The 18488-nt window shown below is 59.6% G+C and carries 17 protein-coding genes; 10 read left to right on the forward strand and 7 right to left on the reverse strand.

Features of this window, described 5'->3' with window-relative positions; all coding sequences use genetic code 11:
- The first annotated feature begins 3 nt into the window (after positions 1-3).
- The 5 genes from AB6803_RS02705 to AB6803_RS02725 all read left to right on the forward strand — a co-directional run bounded on the left by AB6803_RS02705 (position 4) and on the right by AB6803_RS02725 (position 5477).
- Positions 4-867 carry an FkbM family methyltransferase gene (locus tag AB6803_RS02705; protein ID WP_371107412.1) on the forward strand — a complete coding sequence of 288 codons (864 nt, stop codon included), beginning with the start codon at positions 4-6 and terminating at the stop codon, positions 865-867.
- Between the two features lie 39 nt (positions 868-906).
- Entirely contained in the window at positions 907-2232 is a 1326-nt protein-coding gene (locus AB6803_RS02710; protein ID WP_371107413.1) for a glycosyltransferase family 4 protein, read from the forward strand.
- A gap of 18 nt (positions 2233-2250) precedes the next feature.
- A complete protein-coding gene (locus tag AB6803_RS02715; protein ID WP_371107414.1) occupies positions 2251-3306 on the forward strand; it encodes a hypothetical protein in 1056 nt (351 codons plus the stop codon).
- A gap of 165 nt (positions 3307-3471) precedes the next feature.
- Complete coding sequence (locus AB6803_RS02720; RefSeq protein WP_371107415.1) at positions 3472-4203, forward strand: response regulator; 732 nt, start codon at positions 3472-3474, stop codon at positions 4201-4203.
- Positions 4200-5477 carry an ATP-binding protein gene (locus tag AB6803_RS02725; protein ID WP_371107416.1) on the forward strand — a complete coding sequence of 426 codons (1278 nt, stop codon included), beginning with the start codon at positions 4200-4202 and terminating at the stop codon, positions 5475-5477. Before AB6803_RS02720 ends, AB6803_RS02725 begins: the two co-directional genes overlap by 4 nt.
- A 398-nt stretch (positions 5478-5875) precedes the next feature.
- Here AB6803_RS02725 and AB6803_RS02730 read toward each other — a convergent pair whose 3' ends face one another.
- The 3 genes from AB6803_RS02730 to AB6803_RS02740 form a co-directional block, all read right to left on the reverse strand.
- Positions 5876-7831 carry a MacB family efflux pump subunit gene (locus AB6803_RS02730; protein WP_371107417.1) on the reverse strand — a complete coding sequence of 652 codons (1956 nt, stop codon included), beginning with the start codon at positions 7829-7831 and terminating at the stop codon, positions 5876-5878.
- A gap of 3 nt (positions 7832-7834) precedes the next feature.
- The gene (locus AB6803_RS02735) at positions 7835-9046 is read right to left on the reverse strand and encodes an efflux RND transporter periplasmic adaptor subunit (protein ID WP_371107418.1); all 1212 of its coding nucleotides are present in this window, start codon (positions 9044-9046) and stop codon (positions 7835-7837) included.
- A gap of 382 nt (positions 9047-9428) precedes the next feature.
- The gene (locus AB6803_RS02740; RefSeq protein WP_371107419.1) at positions 9429-10100 is read right to left on the reverse strand and encodes a hypothetical protein; all 672 of its coding nucleotides are present in this window, start codon (positions 10098-10100) and stop codon (positions 9429-9431) included.
- Positions 10101-10478: 378 nt separating this feature from the next.
- Here AB6803_RS02740 and AB6803_RS02745 point away from each other — a divergent pair, with 378 nt between their 5' ends.
- Positions 10479-11642 carry an aminotransferase gene (locus tag AB6803_RS02745; protein ID WP_371107420.1) on the forward strand — a complete coding sequence of 388 codons (1164 nt, stop codon included), beginning with the start codon at positions 10479-10481 and terminating at the stop codon, positions 11640-11642.
- Positions 11643-11648: 6 nt separating this feature from the next.
- Here AB6803_RS02745 and AB6803_RS02750 read toward each other — a convergent pair whose 3' ends face one another.
- The 3 genes from AB6803_RS02750 to AB6803_RS02760 all read right to left on the reverse strand — a co-directional run bounded on the left by AB6803_RS02750 (position 11649) and on the right by AB6803_RS02760 (position 14770).
- Positions 11649-12989 (reverse strand): LLM class flavin-dependent oxidoreductase, encoded by a 1341-nt coding sequence (locus AB6803_RS02750; RefSeq protein ID WP_371107421.1) that lies wholly within the window; start codon positions 12987-12989, stop codon positions 11649-11651.
- A gap of 105 nt (positions 12990-13094) precedes the next feature.
- Positions 13095-14030 (reverse strand): LysR substrate-binding domain-containing protein, encoded by a 936-nt coding sequence (locus AB6803_RS02755; protein WP_371107422.1) that lies wholly within the window; start codon positions 14028-14030, stop codon positions 13095-13097.
- Positions 14027-14770 carry a UTRA domain-containing protein gene (locus AB6803_RS02760; RefSeq protein ID WP_371107700.1) on the reverse strand — a complete coding sequence of 248 codons (744 nt, stop codon included), beginning with the start codon at positions 14768-14770 and terminating at the stop codon, positions 14027-14029. The genes AB6803_RS02755 and AB6803_RS02760 overlap by 4 nt, the downstream gene beginning before the upstream one ends.
- A gap of 228 nt (positions 14771-14998) precedes the next feature.
- On the opposite strand from AB6803_RS02760, the gene AB6803_RS02765 reads away from it, so the two are divergent.
- The 4 genes from AB6803_RS02765 to AB6803_RS02780 all read left to right on the forward strand — a co-directional run bounded on the left by AB6803_RS02765 (position 14999) and on the right by AB6803_RS02780 (position 18001).
- Complete coding sequence (locus AB6803_RS02765) at positions 14999-15826, forward strand: transporter substrate-binding domain-containing protein (protein WP_371107423.1); 828 nt, start codon at positions 14999-15001, stop codon at positions 15824-15826.
- 80 nt (positions 15827-15906) lie between these two features.
- Positions 15907-16548: an amino acid ABC transporter permease gene (locus AB6803_RS02770; protein ID WP_153364325.1), complete on the forward strand. Its 642-nt coding sequence runs from the start codon at positions 15907-15909 to the stop codon at positions 16546-16548.
- Complete coding sequence (locus tag AB6803_RS02775) at positions 16545-17213, forward strand: amino acid ABC transporter permease (protein WP_371107424.1); 669 nt, start codon at positions 16545-16547, stop codon at positions 17211-17213. Before AB6803_RS02770 ends, AB6803_RS02775 begins: the two co-directional genes overlap by 4 nt.
- A complete protein-coding gene (locus AB6803_RS02780) occupies positions 17210-18001 on the forward strand; it encodes an amino acid ABC transporter ATP-binding protein (RefSeq protein ID WP_371107425.1) in 792 nt (263 codons plus the stop codon). The genes AB6803_RS02775 and AB6803_RS02780 overlap by 4 nt, the downstream gene beginning before the upstream one ends.
- Before the next feature lie 25 nt (positions 18002-18026).
- Here the strand turns inward: AB6803_RS02780 and AB6803_RS02785 are convergent, their stop codons facing one another.
- On the reverse strand, positions 18027-18413 hold the full coding sequence (locus tag AB6803_RS02785) for a hypothetical protein (protein WP_371107426.1): 387 nt from the start codon (positions 18411-18413) through the stop codon (positions 18027-18029).
- Positions 18414-18488 lie beyond the last annotated feature (75 nt).

Genomic DNA, 18488 nt, shown 5'->3' on the forward strand with positions numbered 1-18488 from the left:
GACATGAGTACGTCACCGCTGCTTCACCTTCATGAACTTATGGCGTTTGATCGGCATCAGGCCGAGGCAGCCATACTGCAGCGTGTGACCAGTACCTATCTGGGTGATCACACGGCTTTGGTGCGTGTCCTCGGGCGTTACAAGCTTTATGTGGACACGCGCGACAGAGGCTTCGGTTCCCACATCGTGCTCGACGGCTTCTGGGAGATCTGGCTGACGTTGTTCTGCGCCCGCAACGTCAAGCAGGGCATGACCGCCATCGATGTCGGTGCGAATTTCGGATATTACTCCATACTTCTGGCCGAACTTGTCGGCGATGAAGGCCAGCTTATCGCTGTGGAGCCCAATCCCCATGCGGCGGATTTTCTGAACCGCAGCGTTGATCTCAATGGTCTCTCCAAGCGAACGAAGATCGAGACTGTCGCTCTCGGCAATGTAAACGGCGAATGGGCTCCGCTTTATATTCCTCGAAGCGAGCCGAAGAATGCATTGATCGTTTCCGATCGCTTTGTTCCCAACGCTGAAAGCGGCGCGGTGGTCCAGGTTCCGGTCATGACGCTGGATCGGCTTTGTGCCGCCTCCGCGCGGATCGATTTCATCAAGATCGATGCCGAGGGAGCGGAGGAGGCCATATTCGAGGGGATGAGCGAGACAATCGCCCGCCACAAGCCGATCATCGTCGTCGAATTCAACGCCGGGCGCTATGTCGACGCGGGCGGCTTTCTTGACCAATTGACCGCGGTCTACGGATCACTCCGACGTCTCGATTTCAGCGGCGAAGCCGTGTTGGTCACGCGTGAGCAGCTTCTGACAGTGTATGGGGGCGACGATTCGCTTCTCGTCCTTTCCCGTGACACGCCGGCCTGAGGCGGCTGTCCAAGTAAGTAACGATGGTGGGAGAGGCTAGTGAGTCGGACGATTCTTTACGATGGTCTCAATCTTTCGCTCAAGAAGGGCACGGGTGTCGCTACCTATACCCGGAGCCTGATGTCGACGGCCCGTACGCTCGGCTATAAGACCGGCGTCATCCATGACATCAAGGGGAACATTCCGCGCGATCCGATGTTGCGCGAAGTTGTTCTGTTCGATGACAGCAGTGAACGCCCGACCGGACCGCTCTTCATTGCCCGGCGCTGGTTGCGGAGGCGCATTGCCGCCCCGTTCGGCGTCAATCCCATTCCTATTCCGCTGAACGGTACGGTCATCCTGAAATCGCTTCAGGCGCAGATTGGCGATTCCGGGCTGCTTTACGCCTCGAACGATCTGTTCAACCTCGCGCGTCATCATTTCAAACGTTATGGCAACAATCTCGCTCTAGGTTTTGAAAATAGGCCGGATCTCCTGCATTGCACCTATCCGATGCCGATCGCCGCAAAGAGATCGTTGAACGTCTACACGATCCACGACCTCGTGCCGTTGCGGCTGCCCTATCTGACCGAGGATGACAAGCGTTATCACTACAGGATGTTGCGGTCCCTGGTGAAGCGGGCGGATCACATCATCACGGTCTCCGAAACCTCCCGCGCCGACATCATCAAGGTGCTGGGCGTGGACGAGAAACGCGTCAGCAATACCTACCAGGCTGTCGACGTGCCGGACGCACTCCGCGCCAAGCCGGACGACGTGGTGGCCGACGAAATCGCCGGTATCTTCCATCTCGACTGGAAGGGGTATTTTCTGTTTTTCGGCGCCTTCGAGCCGAAGAAGAATATTGCTCGCCTTATCGAGGCCTATCTCGCCAGCAAGGTGGATCTGCCCCTGATCATTGTCGGTGCCCCGGGTTGGAAAGGCGACGCTACCCAAGAGCTGATCAACGACGAGCGTTTTCGTTTCTATCGCCGTGCTGACGACCGGATCATTCCGCAGCGCCAGATCCAGCGCTTCGATTTCGTTTCTTATCCGTTGCTCATAAGCCTGATCAGGGGCGCGCGGGCCGTGCTTTTTCCATCGCTTTACGAGGGTTTCGGATTGCCGGTGCTCGAATCCATGCAGTTGGGAACCCCTGTTCTCAGCTCAACCGAAGGATCTATTCCCGAGATTGCAGGCAAAGCCGCATTGCTCATTGATCCTTATAATGTCGATGACATGCGCAGGGCGATATCCACTCTGGCGCAGGATGACGGGCTTTGCTCGCATTTCGCCGAGGTTGGCCCGAAGCAGGCGGCTCAATTTTCCGCGGACCGATACCATCAAAGGGTTGGTGAGCTCTATGACACTCTCTTCCATGGATAGATCGGGGAGGAGCCTTATATGACGATCCTCTTCGCCTTCGGTATGCCGGGCGTGATGTCATCCTGGGGCGTTGCGGCGCTTCATGCAGCGGCGCGCGAGGCATTTGGCGATTATGCAGTCATTTCGACCGATAAAGTCGAGGACCTCCGGCAACATGTGCGAAACCGGACGAAGGCGCACGCCATTCTTGTTTCACAGTTTCCAGAGGCAAAACTGACAGAGCTGATGCTGCGTGTGAATCTGCCCTTCATGCTGTTCCTCGAAAATCCGATGGATGCCGTTTCTTATCTTGCGCGCTCCACCCAGGGCCAGGACTTCGGGCTGATCAGGGCCGTCTCGGCAAGTCTCGCCTGCCTCGAGCCGATAGCGCATGCTTCCACTGGGCTTATCATGCGCCGCAATGATGTCGGCGGCCCGAGTGGCATAGACATGCTGCTGAAGAGAATAGACGAACATTTCGACATCGATCTCACACCAGACCAGATCAACAGCGCGTTGCAGCATCTTGGCATGACCGCATCAGTTGGAGAACTGCTGGTGGCACCTCCGAAATTGGAGGAAGCAGCGGCAGCGGTTATTGCCGGATATGTGCCTCCGTTGGAAGACGGATCCGAACTTAGCAAACCCCTGCACGAGGCTGTCAAAGAGGTTCTTCTTCCCCTGGAAATCGGGCGTGGCGATATTTCCGGGCGGCCTATTTTCTGGCCGCGAGAGACATTCCTTTCGGGCGACAGGCCCAACGAAAGCATTGAGGATTCGATCGATCTCACCGGCGGCGCGCGATGCGTCATCTATGGTCCTTATTTTCACCTTCCTCCCGGCCGCTGGAGTGTCAAGCTGGCCTTCGATATCGATGAGGACTGCTACGGTCAGATCTTCACCATAGAGGTTCATTCCGGGGAGACACTCGGTAAACTTCGGGTTTGTCCGGAGGGGACGGGTTCTTTCGAGGCGAGCATGCGCGTTGACATTGTCGAACCGCAACTTCCCATCGAAATCCGGTTCATGATGGACAGTGGCGCCATCGAGGGTCGCCTTTCCGGCTGGACTGTCGAATGGCAGCGCGAGGCATAGCCTGGTGACGCCTCGTGCGTCGCCCTGTTTCATTGCTCAATATTTCTTTCGGCAAGATTTTTGTAAACCAACGTTTCCTGCAGGGAATTTTGCGGGTCTTGCCCGTGAAAAGTCTTCTTTTGAATGGGAGTTCGTATAAAACTTAGCAGAAATGGAACGATGCCCATGACTTTGACCGCCGCGCCTGATGTCCTCATCGTCGACGATGACCACGAGATTCGCGCCCTCCTCAGCCGATATCTTGAGGAGCAGGGCTTCCGTGTCTCGACGGCAAGCGACTTGCGCGGCTGCAACGATGCGCTCAACCGTCGCGCTCCGGATCTGCTCGTCCTCGATGTCATGCTGCCCGATGGGTCGGGCCTCGACCTTTGCCGCGATCTCAGAAATCGCCGGCCCCGCATCCCCGTCATTCTCCTGACCGCCCTGAAGGAAGATATCGACCGGATCCTGGGGCTTGAGATCGGCGCCGATGATTATCTCGGCAAGCCGTTCAACCCGCGAGAGCTGGCGGCGCGCATACGCGCGGTCCTGCGCCGGGTGAATGAGGATTTGTCACCAGAGCCGGAGCAGCGGCGCTATCTTTTCGCGGAGATGACCCTGGACCCGCAGCTTCGACGCGTCACCAAGGATAACGGCGAGATCATTGCACTGACGGGAGCCGAGTTCGACCTCCTCAAGGTCTTCCTTGAACGATCCGGCCGGCTGCTGTCCCGCGACCAGTTGCTGGACCTGACGCAAGGACGGGATCGCGATCCGGCGGATCGCTCCATCGACGTATTGATGAGCCGGTTGCGCCGTAAGCTGGGCGAAACCGTCGACGATCCGGTCTTCAGGACGATCCGGAATAGCGGATATCAGCTCGTTGTTCCGGTGACGGCGGTCAAGGGCGATCCATGAAATCCCTGGGCGCTCGTCTTGCGCTTCTTCTGCTGACGGCCATTGTTCTGGTCGTCACCACGTCGTCTTTGGTGGCGAGCCTGGTGATGCGGGGGCCGCGACCGGACATGACGATGGAACCGGTAGCGCGTCAGCTGTCGATCCTTGCGACATTTGCGGAGAACGATCGGAGCGCGGCGGTGTCTTCCGGTCTGGTGATCGCCGCGCTTCCGGCGGACGGACCTGGCGACGAGCACCTTTCCAGAGTTCTGATGGAGGCGCTAAGCCGTGTAGCAGCAGCGCGATATGCAACCATAACGCGGCAGATGAGCGGAGAAACGACTGCCTCTATCAAGCTTTCCGATGGCAATTGGATGGTGATGCCGATGCCGGAATTCGGTCCGCCACCCGGAGGCTGGATGATTCTGATAGGATGGCTCGGCCTGATCATCACGGGAAGCGTTCTGGTATCCATCTTTGCCGCCTCGAAGATCATGAAGCCGCTTCGCATGCTGGAACGGGCCGTGGCCGAGATCGGCCCGGACGGAACGCTTCCGCATGTGCCGGAAACCGGCCCTGGCGAAATTCGCGTTACAGCGCAGGCTCTCAATGGACTATCCGCGCGCGTGAAGGCTGCGACGGAAAGCCGAATGCGGCTGGTAGCCGCCGCCGGGCACGATCTCAGGACCCCAATGACGCGCATGCGGTTGCGGGCTGAATTCATCAAGGATGAGGAAGACCGGCGCAAATGGCTTGCCGATCTGGAGGAGCTCGACACGATCGCCGATAGCGCCATCGGGCTGGTTCGCGAGGAGATCTCCAGCGATGGCCTGCAGTGCGTGAGGCTTGATGCGATCGTGGCTGATATCGTGGAGGAGCTTGCGGTGATCGGCATGAACATCGAAAGCGGAGAGTTACAGCCAGCGTCGATTTCGGCGGGCGTCCTGGCACTCACCAGGGCGTTGCGCAATCTCCTCATCAACGCCGCGACACATGGAGAATCGGCAATCGTCACGGTTGCCCATTTCGGCGACAAAGCCGTTGTCAGAATTGTCGATACCGGCCCCGGCATTCCCGAGGAGCGCTTGAACCAGGTGTTCGAACCCTTTTTCCGTATCGATATTGCGCGGCAAAGATCCTTTCCGGGAGCTGGTCTCGGAATGGCCATCGCCAAGGAAATCATCTCGAGGTTCGAAGGGGAGATCGTCGTGCGCAATCGACATCCCCGGGGCCTGGAGCAGTTGATTACCTTCAAGAGTCCCAATCAGAGAATCAGCGGTAAGCCTGTATCCTGACGTTTACTGGTCGCTGGAATGCCAATTTGCCGCGGTCGGCGGGCGCGCAAGAGCTGTCGCTATGGGGGAATCTTGGCCATATTTTAGCGGTGCGAGAAATAATATGCTTGCCAGAAGTATGAAAAACTGGCTGATTAGGAGGGACGAATAACTTCGTTTAGCTTACTAAATAACAGCCCGTAGAAGGCAATGTCGGGACAATAAATGTCCCGAAAACTCCTTGTTTCAGCAATGTTCAGAAATGTTGTAGCCGCCCGTTCATGTAGAATTGGTCCTGGTCGTAAGCTTTGCTCGAGCAAGCTTTTGACCGCCCCCGCATACCGGCTTCGCCATAACGCCCCCCAACACGGATGGCGAAGCCGGATTACTCTTAATGCTATATCTTAGGTCCGGATGGCTCAGTCTCTCGACAGAGCTGCGACCGGATCGAGCCTGGAAGCATTGCGGGCCGGCAGATAGCCGAAGGTGAGGCCAATCATGCATGAGCATGTGAAGGCAAGCACAATCGAATTTACCGAATAGACCAGTGTAAAATTGGAACCGAGCCGGTTGAAGGCAAAGCCGAAGCCGAGCGCCGTGGCGATACCAAGTGCGCCGCCCAGCAGGCAGACCAGGACCGCCTCGATCAGGAATTGTTGCAAGATATCCTGCCGACGCGCGCCGACCGCCATGCGAACGCCGATCTCCGCAATGCGCTCGGACACCGAGACCAGCATGATGTTCATGACGCCGATGCCTCCGACGAGCAGCGAAATAACGGCAATTGCGGAGACAAGCAGTGTCATCGTCCGGATCGTGCTGGTGATCGCCTGGCGGATATCGTCGGTGTTGAGAATGAAGAAATCCTTGGCCTTGTGCCGGCGCTCCAGAAATTGCGTCACCGCCGCCTCGGCGGTCGCGCTCTCTGCATCGTCGCTGACGCGCACGGTAATGCTACGCAGCGACATGTCGCCCAGGAACCTTGCCTGCACACTGGTATAGGGAAGATAGATCGAGAGGTTGTCGCTGGAGCCGAAACCGCCCTGCTGCGAGGCGATGACGCCAATGACCCGCACGGGTACCTTGCCGACGAAGATCGTCTGCCCCAACGGATCAATACCTTTGTCTTCAAAGAGCGTCGTGGCTGTGTTTTGGTCGATGACAGCGTCTTGCGCCATTCGATGGACGCTATCGCTGTCGAACAGGCGACCGGCGACGAGCTTGGAGCCCTTGACTGAGAAATAGGCATCGCCGACGCCATTGATCAGTGCATTGGCCTCCGTCGAACCGAACCGCGCGGTGCTGCTGGTCGAGACCGTCGGCGTGACGGCGGCGACATAGGTAAGCTCAGCCAGGGCATCGGCGTCGCTGACCATCAGGGTCTTTATGCGTCCGGAGCGCATGTCTCCGAAACTCTTGCCGGGAAAGATTTCCAGCGTGTTGGTTCCAAGATTATTGATGTTGGACAATACTTTGCGCTGTGATCCTTCACCGAGCGCGATGACGCAGACCACCGAGGCGATACCGATGATGATGCCGAGCATGGTGAGGAACGTGCGCAGCCGGTGGGCTTTGAGCGCAAGCACCGCCATGAGGAAGGCTTCGGTCAGGCGGCTGCCCAGTTCGCGCCAACCGGCCTTGCTTGGAATCGTTTTGGGCGAGGGGCCGTGAGGGCGAGGATTTCTGTCGGTCGAGCGCCTGTCGGCGATGATATCCCCGTCGGAAATCTCGATAATACGATTAGCGCGGGCCGCGACCTGCATATCATGGGTGACGATGATCACCGTATGGCCTTCGGCATGTAGTTCGGCGAGGATGCGCAGCACCTCTTCGCCACTTTCGCGATCAAGCGCTCCGGTCGGCTCGTCGGCCAGGATGACACGGCCATTGTTCATCAGCGCGCGGGCAATCGAAACACGCTGCTGCTGGCCGCCGGACAATTGGCCCGGGCGGTGACCGGATCGGTCACCCATACCGAGACGGTGCAGAAGGGCTGCGGCGCGTTCGCTGCGCGCCTCGCCGGGTTGCCCGGCGTAGATCGCCGGCACTTCGACATTGCCGAGCGCCGTCAGCTCCGAAAGCAGATGATAACGCTGGAAGATGAAGCCGAAATGCTCTCGCCGCAGCTGCGAAAGCGCATCGCTGTCGAGCAGATGGGTTTGGGAGCCGGCGATGGCATAGGTGCCGTTGGTCGGGCGGTCGAGCAGGCCGATGATATTCATCAGCGTCGACTTGCCGGAGCCGGAGGGGCCGACGATGGCGACCATCTCGCCTTCGGCAATCGATAGATCGATATCCTTCAACACCGCGATGGTGCGATCGCCGGATTGGTATTCGCGGCGGACGCTTTTCAGTTCTATGAAAGGGGACAACACGGCTCAGAACCCCATCGGCGGCGGGCCGCCGCCCATGCTGGTCTTCGTCACCGTCGCGCTTGCCTCGCCGATCACGACACGTTCGCCTTCCGACAGGCCGGACAGAACCTCGGCGGTGACGTTGTTGTTGAGCCCGATGACGACCGTTCTCCCCACCTGCTTGCCGTCGGTGCCGATCACTTGCACGCCATAGGAGCCGTCGGCCGTTTTCACGCCGAGTGCCGAGGAGGGAATGGTCAGCGCATTTTTGGCTGCGCCGAGCACGATATGGACTTCGGCCGACATGTAGGTGCGGAAATGGTTTTCCTGGTTCGGCACGGCGAAGACGCCGTTGTAGTAGATCGCGGACGACGAGGAGGAGGACGTCGAACTGCTACTGCTGCTGGAGGACGTGGTGGAGCTGGAAGATGTGACGCTGCTGTCGCTGGTGATCGATTCAGGCGCCGGCTCGATCGATTGCAGCACGGCATCGTAGCGGGTGGCGGGATCGCCGAGGATGGTGAAATAGACCGGCTGGCCCACCTTGACCTTGACGATATCGGCTTCCGAAATCTCAGTGCGGACGACCATCGTGTCGAGCTCACCGAGAATGACGATCGTCGGTGCCGATTGGGCCGCGTTGACGGTCTGGCCTTGCTGATTGACGATCGCAAGCACGGTCCCGTCCATCGGCGCGGTGATGCGGGTATAGGAAAGATTGGCCCGTGCCGTCTCCACCGCAACCTCCGCCGCGATGATCTGCGCGTCGAGGGCCGCGATCTGGGCGGTGATCTTCTTGACATTGGCTTCCGCCGTATCGAGGTCGGCCTTGGAGCCGGCCTGACTGCGGAAGATGGTCCGCTGCCGCGTCAGAGTCAGTTGGGCATTCTCGAGATCGGCTTCGCTTTCCTGGCGCTGTGCCTTGACGTTGGCAAGCGAAGCCTGTGCTGTTCTCAGATCGTTGCTTTGCGTCGTGGAGTCGATCTCGGCAATCAGCGTGTCCTTCTGGACTTCGTCGCCGAGCTTGACATCCAGCGCGGTAATGCGGCCGGAGACCTGTGCGCCGACAGCGACGAGCTTGATCGGCTTGAACGTACCCGAAGCCAGTACCGCTTCCTCGACATTGCCGCGGGTAACCATTGCGGTGATGGCGGATGAGGCCTGCTCTGGGACGATATCGTCGCGAAACAGGAATACGCCGGCACCGACGAGCAGGACCGATGCGGCCAGGACCATGCCAGGACGTCGGTACCGTTTGTGTCGCGAGGGGCTTGCCGGCGTGGCACGCAGCGCGGTTTCGCACGCTTGCTCCAGTTCGGTTCGTATGGATATCTGGTTCGGGGACTTCAGCATGTCATCATCTGGTTGCGCAGGTATAGAGGGCGGTGTCGGGCACTGCGGGTTTGGAGATATCGATCTCGCCGATCGACTCTCCGGCGAGAAATAGCATCATGCGAATTGGTCCGAGGACGCCGGGCGGGGCGTCCTCGGACCTGTCGGCCTGTTGCGGAGGCCGCTCCTTCCACCTGACAAGGATTTGATAAACCGCGTCCGGCTGGGGGCAATCCTTGGCGGGTGGAGGTGGAGATCGAATGACTTCGTCTAGAGCGGTTAGGTCCTAGTGAAATTCGTGGGGGCCAGCGCCCATTGGGCCTGGACCCATGGGGCCAGGTTCCAGTGATCGTTCGGCGTCCTCGAGCTTGGCGAACTGGTCCGGGGTCAGAACATTGTGCAGCGCCGTCGCCTTGTCCTTCAGGACACGTGCCTTGGCCGCGCGGTCCAGCGCGCGATCAGCGGCCTCTTCGCCGAACAGTCCGTGCGGCTTCCCGGCGTCATTGTCGGCATTTGCCGGCTTTGCGCCATCGACAGGCGGCGGCCCCATCGGCTCATGCTTCGGCGGAGCGAAGAAATCGGTCAGAGCACTTGTGTAATCCCTCCAGGCGTCAAGTTGGGCGGAATGGATGCCGATCAGCGTTTCAAGTGCCGATAGCTTGGTTGCAAGCTCGAGCGCCGGTTCCGGTCGGTGAAAATCACCGGGCATTCCGTGCGGCGGCGGGAAGGGCATGCCTTTCCCGAACGCCGTTATAAGCTCATCCATTCGGGGGACACCGCAGGGACCGGGGCACGGCAACCCTTTCGGCGCCACCGGTTCCGGCATGGAATGTGCCATTTCAGGGCCGGGAACGCTTTGGTCGGTGGGTGCGGTTACGGGCTCCGCGGCAAGAACAGTGGTGCTCATGCCGCCGATAGCGGTCATCAATACAGTCGCGACGATACGCAGTTGCCTCATGATCAGTGCCTTTAGTCTGATTCAATTCACTGGAGCTAATCTAGTGAGGCAAGATGAATGCAGTGCGTCTCTATATTTCCGAATGTTTCTGCAGGTGGGGACTATTGCGAACAAAGTTTGCAGGGAGCCCTTCTGCCACAATTGATTACAAATTTTTCCGTAGGGCATTCGCGCTATTCAGGCCTTCGCCCGGTGGCGCCTGAGAGTCATAGAATCATATGCAGCCTGAACGGCCAGGACCGCTCGTTTCGTCCCAGGCAAAGCAGCAACAGCGCAACGGGAGAAATTCCGCTGCCTATTCTGCTCGCATCTTCCGACAAAGCGGTTGAGAAGGCGATCGATATCGGTGTAGCAATCGGTTTCAAAAGGATAATCGATATGCCCGCCGCCGAAGCCAATTCGCTCATTGCCCGTCTCTCCCCGCCGCCCATCCCATCCGTCATTGCCTGGAGCCGTGAATATTCCGGGGGCAGGGGGCCATTGATCGACCTGTCGCAGGCCGTGCCCGGATATCCTGCGCATCCTGAGATGCTGCGGCTTCTCGGCGAAGCCGCCTCGTCGCAGGCGATGACCGGATACGGGCCGATCGAGGGAGAAGCAGTGCTGCGGGACGCCTACGCCCTGCATGTGAGCGAGGTTTACCGCGCGCCGATCCAGGCGGAAAATATTCACATCACCTCTGGCTGCAATCAGGCGTTCATGTCGGTGGCGATCGCGCTCGCCGGGGCTGGCGATACCGTGGCGCTGACCAATCCCTTCTATTTCAATCACGAGACGACCCTAGCGATGCTCGGCATCAAGCGCGCGCTGGTGCAGTGTGATGCGACGAACGGCTTTCTCCCGGATATCGCCTCCGCTGAGCAGGCGCTTGCCGCCGGCGCACGGGTGCTGGCGGTCGTCACGCCCAATAATCCGACCGGGGCCGTCTATCCGCCGGCGCTGCTGCGCGAGCTTTTCCTGCTCTGCCGGAAATACGGCGCATGGCTGATCATCGACGAAACCTATCGCGACTTCCTTGCCGAGGGCTACGGACCGCCGCATGCGCTTCTGTCCGAACCGGGATGGGAAGACACACTCGTCCTGCTCTACAGCTTCTCCAAGTCCTTCTGTATTCCGGGCCATAGGCTCGGAGCGGTAACGGCAGGGCCAAAGCTGCTTGCCGAGATCACCAAGGTCATGGACAATATGCAGATCTGCGCGCCGCGTTCCGCGCAGCATGCCGTGGCTGCGGCGCTGCCCATCCTCGCCGATTGGCGAGCCGGCAACCGGCTGGAGATCGCGCGCCGCGCGGATGCGCTGAAGGGCACCATGTCGGAGTTGCCTGGCTGGGACATCGCTGCGATCGGCGCCTATTTTGCCTTCATCCGCCATCCCTTCGCCGACCAGTCGTCCACGACGGTCGCCGAAAGGCTGGCAAAACAGGTGGGCATCATCTCGATCCCAGGAAGCTATTTCGGCGAGGGGCAGGAGCGCTATCTGCGCCTTGCTTTCGCCAATGCCGATGTTGCCTCGATCGGTCTGCTGGGCGAACGGCTGCGGTGATGCAGGCTAGGCTTTCGCAAATCGGTTGACGGGCATCGAGAGCCCGAGATTTTCGCGAAGGGTCGAGCCCTCGTATTCTTCGCGGAAAAGCCCGCGCCGGCGCAGTTCCGGCAGGACGAGCGTCACGAAGTCGTCAAGGCTGGCCGGCAAGGTCGGGAACATCAGGATGAAACCGTCTGCGGCACGCGTCTCGAACCATTCTTCCATGAAGTCGGCGATCTGCGTCGGCGTGCCGGTAATGCCGTTGCCTGTGTGCTTCTCGGCATAATGGCGGATGAGCTCCCCGACCGTATGGCCGCTCTTGACGAAGTCGACGAGTTCATCGAAGAGCGCTCGGGAGCCCTTGGGCGCGTCCGGCAACCGGTCCATTGGAAAGGGCTGGTCCAGCGGCACGCCGCGCAGATCCGCCTCGAGGAACTCAGACAGCATCAACCGGCCGACGTCCGGGTGCATCTTGTCGATCAGATAGTTGACCTTCGCTTGCGCCTCGGCCTCGGTCTCGCCGACATTGATGACGACGCCAGGCATGATTTTCAGGTCGTCCGGATCGCGCCCATAGGCCGGCATGCGCTTCTTCACATTGTCATAGAAGGCGCGGTTGCGGTCGATGTTGGAGGCGAGGCTGAAGACGATCTCGGCGGTGCGGGCCGCCATGTCCATGCCGGGCTCCGACCCGCCGGCCTGTGCGATGATTGGACGGCCCTGCGGCGAGCGGGCGATGTTGAGCGGGCCGCGCACCTGGAAATGCTTGCCCTTGTGGTTCAGTGTGTGATGCTTTGTCTTGTCGTAATAGATGCCGCTTTCGCGGTCGAGCAGCAGGGCACCGTCCTCGAAACTGTCCCAGAGGCCGAAGACGACGTCGACGAATTCATTGCCGCGTTCATAGCGCAGGGCATGCGGGTCCAGTCCTTCCCGATTGAAGTTATAGCCTGTCTCGTCATGATCGGAGGTCACGACGTTCCAGCATGCGCGGCCGCCGCTCAGGTGATCGATCGAAGCGAAGAGGCGGGCGACGTTGTAGGGCTCATAGTAGCTCGTCGAGACGGTGGCGACGAGGCCGAGATTTTGGGTGGTGACCGACAGGGCCGAGAGTAGAGAAAGCGGCTCGAAGCGGTTCATCTTCGTTGGAATACGCGCAAGGGCATCGGGATCGCCGACGGCCGCGGCCGGCGAATCCGCCATGAACATGAAATCGAATTTCGCCGCTTCCGATCGTTCCGCAACATCAAGAAGATGGCGGAAGTCATTGGCGCCGTTGACATCGCTCTCCGGATGAAGCCAGGACGCCGGGTGGAAACCGAACGTATAGACAAAAGTGCCGAGCTTCATCTTGTCGGTGCGTGCCATGAAATGCTTCCAATCTCGATCGTTGATGTCTGCGCAAATTATCGCCACGCATGTTTTTTCATCAATATCGTTGAAGCTGTCTTCCGTTTTAGTTTTTCTAAAACGTCACGATGGCGCGGAGATCCGCGCCTGCTGGCGGGAAACGGCAACGACCCAGTCGCGAAACGCAGCACCATAGGGCTTCTGAAGAGCAGATCGATCCCAGGCAAGGAAATAGCTTTCGCGCAGCGGGATCCTGATATCGACAGGAATGACGAGGGTCTGGGCTTCCAGTTCATCGGCGATCATCGACATCTGCGCGAGAACGACGCCCCGCTTGTTGACGGCGGCATCGATTGCACTGCTCGACAAGGTGAAAGACAGTCCAGGTGCCGTTTCCTTGAGCGATACGCCCACTTTCGCGGCGAATTCCGACCAGCTGGGGTAGGGCGTAAAATGCCGCTCCCATTCGACGTGCAGCAACGGGTGCGAGAGAAGCTCTGAAATCGACGGCTCCTGACCCAGTGTCAGTGCCGGGGAGCAGGCGGGGACGACCCAATCGCGGAACAGTTCGGCATAATGTTCGTGTTGAAGCACGTCCGACCACCCGTAGCTGATGCGGAAGTCGATTTCGTCGAAGCCCATGCGGGGCTCCTTGTCGCGACCGAGGATCCTGACATGCGCGTCCGGATGGAGAGCCTGCCAATCGAAAATCCGCCGGCCGATCCATTTATTGACCACGGAAGACAGCGCGCTGAGCACCAGCGCATTCTCGTTGCGTGCCCGCTCCAGCTTCTGTTCGGCGATGGCGAATTGTTCGAAGCCCTTCGATATCTCCTGATGGTAGAGCCTGCCCCATAGGGTCAGTTCGGCAGTGCGGCCGTTGCGTTCCAAAAGCGTGACGCCGAGGAAGCTTTCGATCTTGCGGACCTGCTGGCTGATCGCGCCGGGGGAGACCTTCAATTCCAGGGCCGCGGCCGTGACGCTGCCACAGCGTCCCACGGCTTCGAAGGCCTGAAGCCCCTTGAGCGGGATGGTCTTGAAGGGGCGTTTGTCGGTCACGTCGCGCTTCTCCGGACCATGTGGTCAGACGCCTCCTTCTCGGCGGGCTGAAAGTCGCCGGCGAATTGAAAGCGGTCGCCGGGATGTGTGATCTCGACATAGGTAACGGTACCGCCATTTTGCCATGTCTGGCGGATGAGTGTGAGACAGGCCTCGCCGCGTTCGGTCTCAAGCAGTCGCGCTGTCGCCGCATCAGCCGAAACCGCGCGAATAATATGCCTGGCCTTCGACCAGGGAACCTGCTCCAGCAGCCACTTGGCCGGCGGCACGGAGGCAAAGGTCTCGTCTCTCGCAAGCGGCACCGCATCGAGCATGATGATCCGCCGTTCGATGGCATTTGGCTTGCCGTCGACCAGATGCAGGCATTGGAGTCGCAGGATTTCCGCCCCCGCCGGCTCGCGCAATAGCACGGCGTCGGAGGCATCCAGCCTCTCAACTCTGCGCATCAACATCCGATAGTCGTGTTCATACCCGGCAAGCTCCGCTTCGGTGCTGATATCCTGGATATCCATCACCGTGCGGTCGATCTGCTGCGCGGCGACGAAGGAGCCGGCCTTGCGCCGACGCACGATCATGCCGCGCTCGGCCAGGGCCGACAGAGCCTTGTTGACCGTCATCCGCGAGCATCGATATTCCGCAGCCAGTTCGTGCTCGACGGGGATGCGCTGGCCGGGTTGCCAGTCGCCGCTCATGATCCTCGTCTCGATATCCCGGTAGATTCTCTGATGAATTGAGACCAACACTTAACCTCGATCCAGCGACGTGCTCAAATCCGGAAGCCAGCATCCGCCGTCTCCAACCTAGCCGTCCGGCACAATTTTTGCGTTCTCTGAGTTTTACATTGACAGTGTAGGCCTGCCTATATCTATTTGTATAGACAAAAGCGGGTCACAGAAGCCCGTTCGGCGGGAATACGCTGGGGAACTTGAACTCTTCCGCTGGAAGGGCAAAAAACTGGAGAGAAGACCATGAAGAAAAATTCATTGCTCAAGGGGCTGGTGGGCGCCGCGTTCCTGTTCGGAGCGACGCTTTCCGCGCATGCGGCCGACACGCTCGCAGCCGTCAAGGCGGCCGGCACCCTGAAGGTGGGGACCGAAACGGCGTTCGCGCCATTCGACTTTATCGATGCCGGCGAACATGCCGGTTTGAACGTCGACCTCTTCGCCGAGATCGGTAAGGAACTCGGCGTGAAGATCGAGTGGGTGGCGCTTCCCTGGGACGGCGTTTTCCCCGCTCTCGAGGCCGGTAAGTTTGACATCGTCGCGGGTCCTGCGACCATCACCAAGAAGCGCATGGAGCGCTATCGCTTCACGCCGCCGATCGCCGAAGCCACCATCGCTATTCTGAAGAAGGCTGGCGACACGACGATCACAAAACCGGAAGATATTGCCGGCAAGAAAATCGGCGTCGGCAAGGCAACGTCGCAGCTCGACCAGCTCAAGGAATTCTCCGATACGCTGCCGACAAAGGCGGAGATCCGCGAATATCCGGCCTTTACGGAATCCTACGCCGATCTTGCAGCCGGCCGCATTGCCGGCGTTGCCAACTCGCTGCCGAACATCGCTTTCGTCGCCAAGCAGCGCGAAGGCACCTTCGAGGTCGTGTTGCCGCCCTTCGGCAAGAAGTCCTATTTCGGCTTCATCGGCCTGAAGGATGTCGATCATGCGCCGTTGATGGACGCGGTCGACGCCGCTCTCCTGAAGATCAAGGCTGATGGACGCATGGCCGCTCTGCAGAAGAAGTGGTTCGGTGCGAGCTTCGACACGCCGGATTCGATCAAAGACCCGGCATTCTGATAGGCCCGTCAGCAATCGATCATGCCTCGGGGTCTGCCGGGGCATGATCCGCGACTGTCAAGTGGACGACATCCGAACATATGTCCTTCAAACTCTTCGAATTGTTGCTGCAGGCGTCAATCTACACGGTGACGATCAGCGTCGTGTCGATCCTGATCGGCTTTGCGATCGCGATCCTTTTGTCGGGAATGCTCCTGTCGCAGCGGCGCCACCTTATGCTGCCTGCCCAGATTTTCATCAGCTTTTTCCGTGGCGTGCCGCTGCTCGTGCAACTGCTGCTGATCTACAATCTGCTGCCGGTCATCGGCATCAATGTACCGAGCATCGTGGCGGCCATTATCGGCCTGTCGCTATGCACGGCGGCCTATCAGGCAGAGAACCTGCGCGGCGGCTTCGCCAGCGTTCCCGTCGGCTTGGTCGAATCCGCCGAGATGGTCGGCCTCTCGCCCAGCCAGATCTTCCGGCGCATCAAGGTTCCGATCGCCCTGCGGCTTACCTTTCCGGCGCTCGTCAATGAAGCGATCCTCATTCTCAAGGCGTCGTCATTGGTTTCAGTCGTCGGCATCGTCGAATTGACGCGCATGGCGCAGGACTTGGCCGGCAGTACCTTCCTGCCGCTGCAGCTTTTCGCGTCCGCCGGTCTCATCTATCTGGCGATCAACTGGATCGTCGCGCTGGCCGGTGGCCTGATCGAGCGCCGTCTTCCAGGAGTGCCGCGATGAGCTTCGACATCAATGTCCTCCTCGATCAATGGCCGGCAATCGTCAGCGGTGCCGGTGTCACGATCATGATCTGGATTGTCGGCACGATCGCCGCTGCCATCATCGGGTTTCTGGTGGCTGTGGGACGGCAATATGGCGGAGTGCTGCTCGACAAGGCGCTCGGCTTCGTCGTCGCGATCCTGCGCGGTACGCCCTTCCTGATTCAGATATTCCTGGTTTACTACGGCGGTCCCTTTGTCGGCCTGTCGCTCGATCCGCTGCCGGCCGGTTTGATTGGTATCTCGATCTATGGCGCCGCCTATTTCAGCGAAATCTTCCGCTCCGGCTTTCAGGCGGTGCCCAGGGGCCATATCGAGGCCGGCGAATGCGTCGGTCTCACCCAAGGCCAGATTGTCCGGCGCATCCTGCTGCCCGAAATGACCATGCTGGTGCTGCCGCCATCGCTCAACATGGCGATCATCCTGATGAAGGAAACGGCGGTGCTGTCGATTATTACCGTGCCGGAACTGACGGCGACGCTCAGCGCCATCGGATCGCAGCAATATGCCTTCGTCGAGGCGCTCTCCATGCTCGCGCTCTTCTACTGGGTGCTCGTCGAACTCACCGGTTGGCTTGGTAATCTCGCCGAAACGAAACTCTCCAGATTCAGGTTTTTCAACGCATGAGCGTCCCCGCAATCGCAGTCAGCAATCTCGTCAAGAAGTTCGGGGACAGCACCGTCCTGCACGGCATCGATGTCGAGATCGCCCAAGGCCAGGTCTCGTGCCTGATCGGCCCGTCCGGTTCCGGCAAAAGCACGCTTCTGCGCTGCATGGCCTTTCTTGAGGAGGCGACCCGCGGCACGATTGCGATCAATGGCGAGGTGCTCGGCTTCACCGAAAACGCTCAAGGCGTGCGCGAGCGCATTTCGGCCGCCACCAACCGGTCGATCCGCGCGCAGATCGGCATGGTCTTCCAGCAGTTCAATCTCTGGCCGCATATGACGGCGCTGGGCAATGTCAGCGAGGCGTTGAAGACGGTTCACAAAATGAGCCGCAAGGTTGCCGAGGACGTGGCCATGGCACAGCTCGTCAAGGTCGGGCTGGAAGCGCGGGCAGGGCACTATCCCTCGCAGCTTTCCGGCGGACAGCAGCAACGTGTTGCGATTGCGCGTGCGCTGGCGCTGAAACCGAAGATCATGCTGTTCGACGAGCCAACCTCGTCGCTCGACCCGGAACTGACGGGCGAAGTGCTGAACGTCATGCGTGATCTGGCGGCCGAGGGCATGACCATGGTGGTCGTCTCGCACGAGATCGGCTTTGCCGCGACCGTGGGCCAGCAGATCATCTTTCTCGATCACGGCAAGGTGCTGTTTACCGGCGAGCCGAAAGAGGTTTTCAAAAAGCCGAGAAATCCGCGCCTCGAGCAGTTCCTGGATACCTATCTTGACCGTGGCGCATCGATGCTTCTGTAGGCATGCGGCTCGCCACGCTATCCCGCTACAGAGATGCGCCTTTATAGCGGCTTTCCTCGACCGACGCCGGCTGAGGCCGTTGCGGATGTCTTCTGGACAAAGCTATGCGGGCGCCATGCGACGCCGGGGGACAGCGCTCCAATTCGACGGCGAGAAGCGTTACGGCCTCTGCCAGCGCCTTCTCCGCGTCTGTAAATGGCAGCGCTAAACCGTCTTCCCTTGCCCGGCTATATATTTCGGCCGAGGTGATAACGCGCTCGGCAAGATGAAGGCATTCAGGTGTCGGTTCGACAAGCTTCAAAGCGAGCCGGAGATTGAAGGCAACTTGAAGGGCGAAGGCGGCGCCTGAGAAGTCCACAACGGCGCCTGGTGGCTTGACGTGATCGAGATATGTCTTCCAGCGTCTATTCATGACACCTTTCGTCCCACGCCAAAAGCAGGTGGATTTCCCACTGTATCAAGGACAAGGCGCTCCGTTTCCGCCAAT

It is taken from the genome of Rhizobium sp. RCC_161_2 (genome assembly GCF_041355235.1).
In the GTDB taxonomy this organism is placed as follows: domain Bacteria; phylum Pseudomonadota; class Alphaproteobacteria; order Rhizobiales; family Rhizobiaceae; genus Rhizobium.

Bases quoted from the DNA above. Each gene is read 5' to 3' on its own strand.
- AB6803_RS02735 (WP_371107418.1), bottom strand. From the start codon at position 9,046: ATGGTCCTGGCCGCATCGGTCCTGCTCGTCGGTGCCGGCGTATTCCTG.
- AB6803_RS02715 (WP_371107414.1), top strand. From the start codon at position 2,251: ATGACGATCCTCTTCGCCTTCGGTATGCCGGGCGTGATGTCATCCTGG.
- AB6803_RS02770 (WP_153364325.1), top strand. From the start codon at position 15,907: ATGTCCTTCAAACTCTTCGAATTGTTGCTGCAGGCGTCAATCTACACG.
- AB6803_RS02705 (WP_371107412.1), top strand. From the start codon at position 4: ATGAGTACGTCACCGCTGCTTCACCTTCATGAACTTATGGCGTTTGAT.
- AB6803_RS02785 (WP_371107426.1), bottom strand. From the start codon at position 18,413: ATGAATAGACGCTGGAAGACATATCTCGATCACGTCAAGCCACCAGGC.
- AB6803_RS02725 (WP_371107416.1), top strand. From the start codon at position 4,200: ATGAAATCCCTGGGCGCTCGTCTTGCGCTTCTTCTGCTGACGGCCATT.
- AB6803_RS02740 (WP_371107419.1), bottom strand. From the start codon at position 10,100: ATGAGGCAACTGCGTATCGTCGCGACTGTATTGATGACCGCTATCGGC.
- AB6803_RS02720 (WP_371107415.1), top strand. From the start codon at position 3,472: ATGACTTTGACCGCCGCGCCTGATGTCCTCATCGTCGACGATGACCAC.
- AB6803_RS02750 (WP_371107421.1), bottom strand. From the start codon at position 12,989: ATGGCACGCACCGACAAGATGAAGCTCGGCACTTTTGTCTATACGTTC.
- AB6803_RS02775 (WP_371107424.1), top strand. From the start codon at position 16,545: ATGAGCTTCGACATCAATGTCCTCCTCGATCAATGGCCGGCAATCGTC.
- AB6803_RS02765 (WP_371107423.1), top strand. From the start codon at position 14,999: ATGAAGAAAAATTCATTGCTCAAGGGGCTGGTGGGCGCCGCGTTCCTG.
- AB6803_RS02745 (WP_371107420.1), top strand. From the start codon at position 10,479: ATGCCCGCCGCCGAAGCCAATTCGCTCATTGCCCGTCTCTCCCCGCCG.
- AB6803_RS02780 (WP_371107425.1), top strand. From the start codon at position 17,210: ATGAGCGTCCCCGCAATCGCAGTCAGCAATCTCGTCAAGAAGTTCGGG.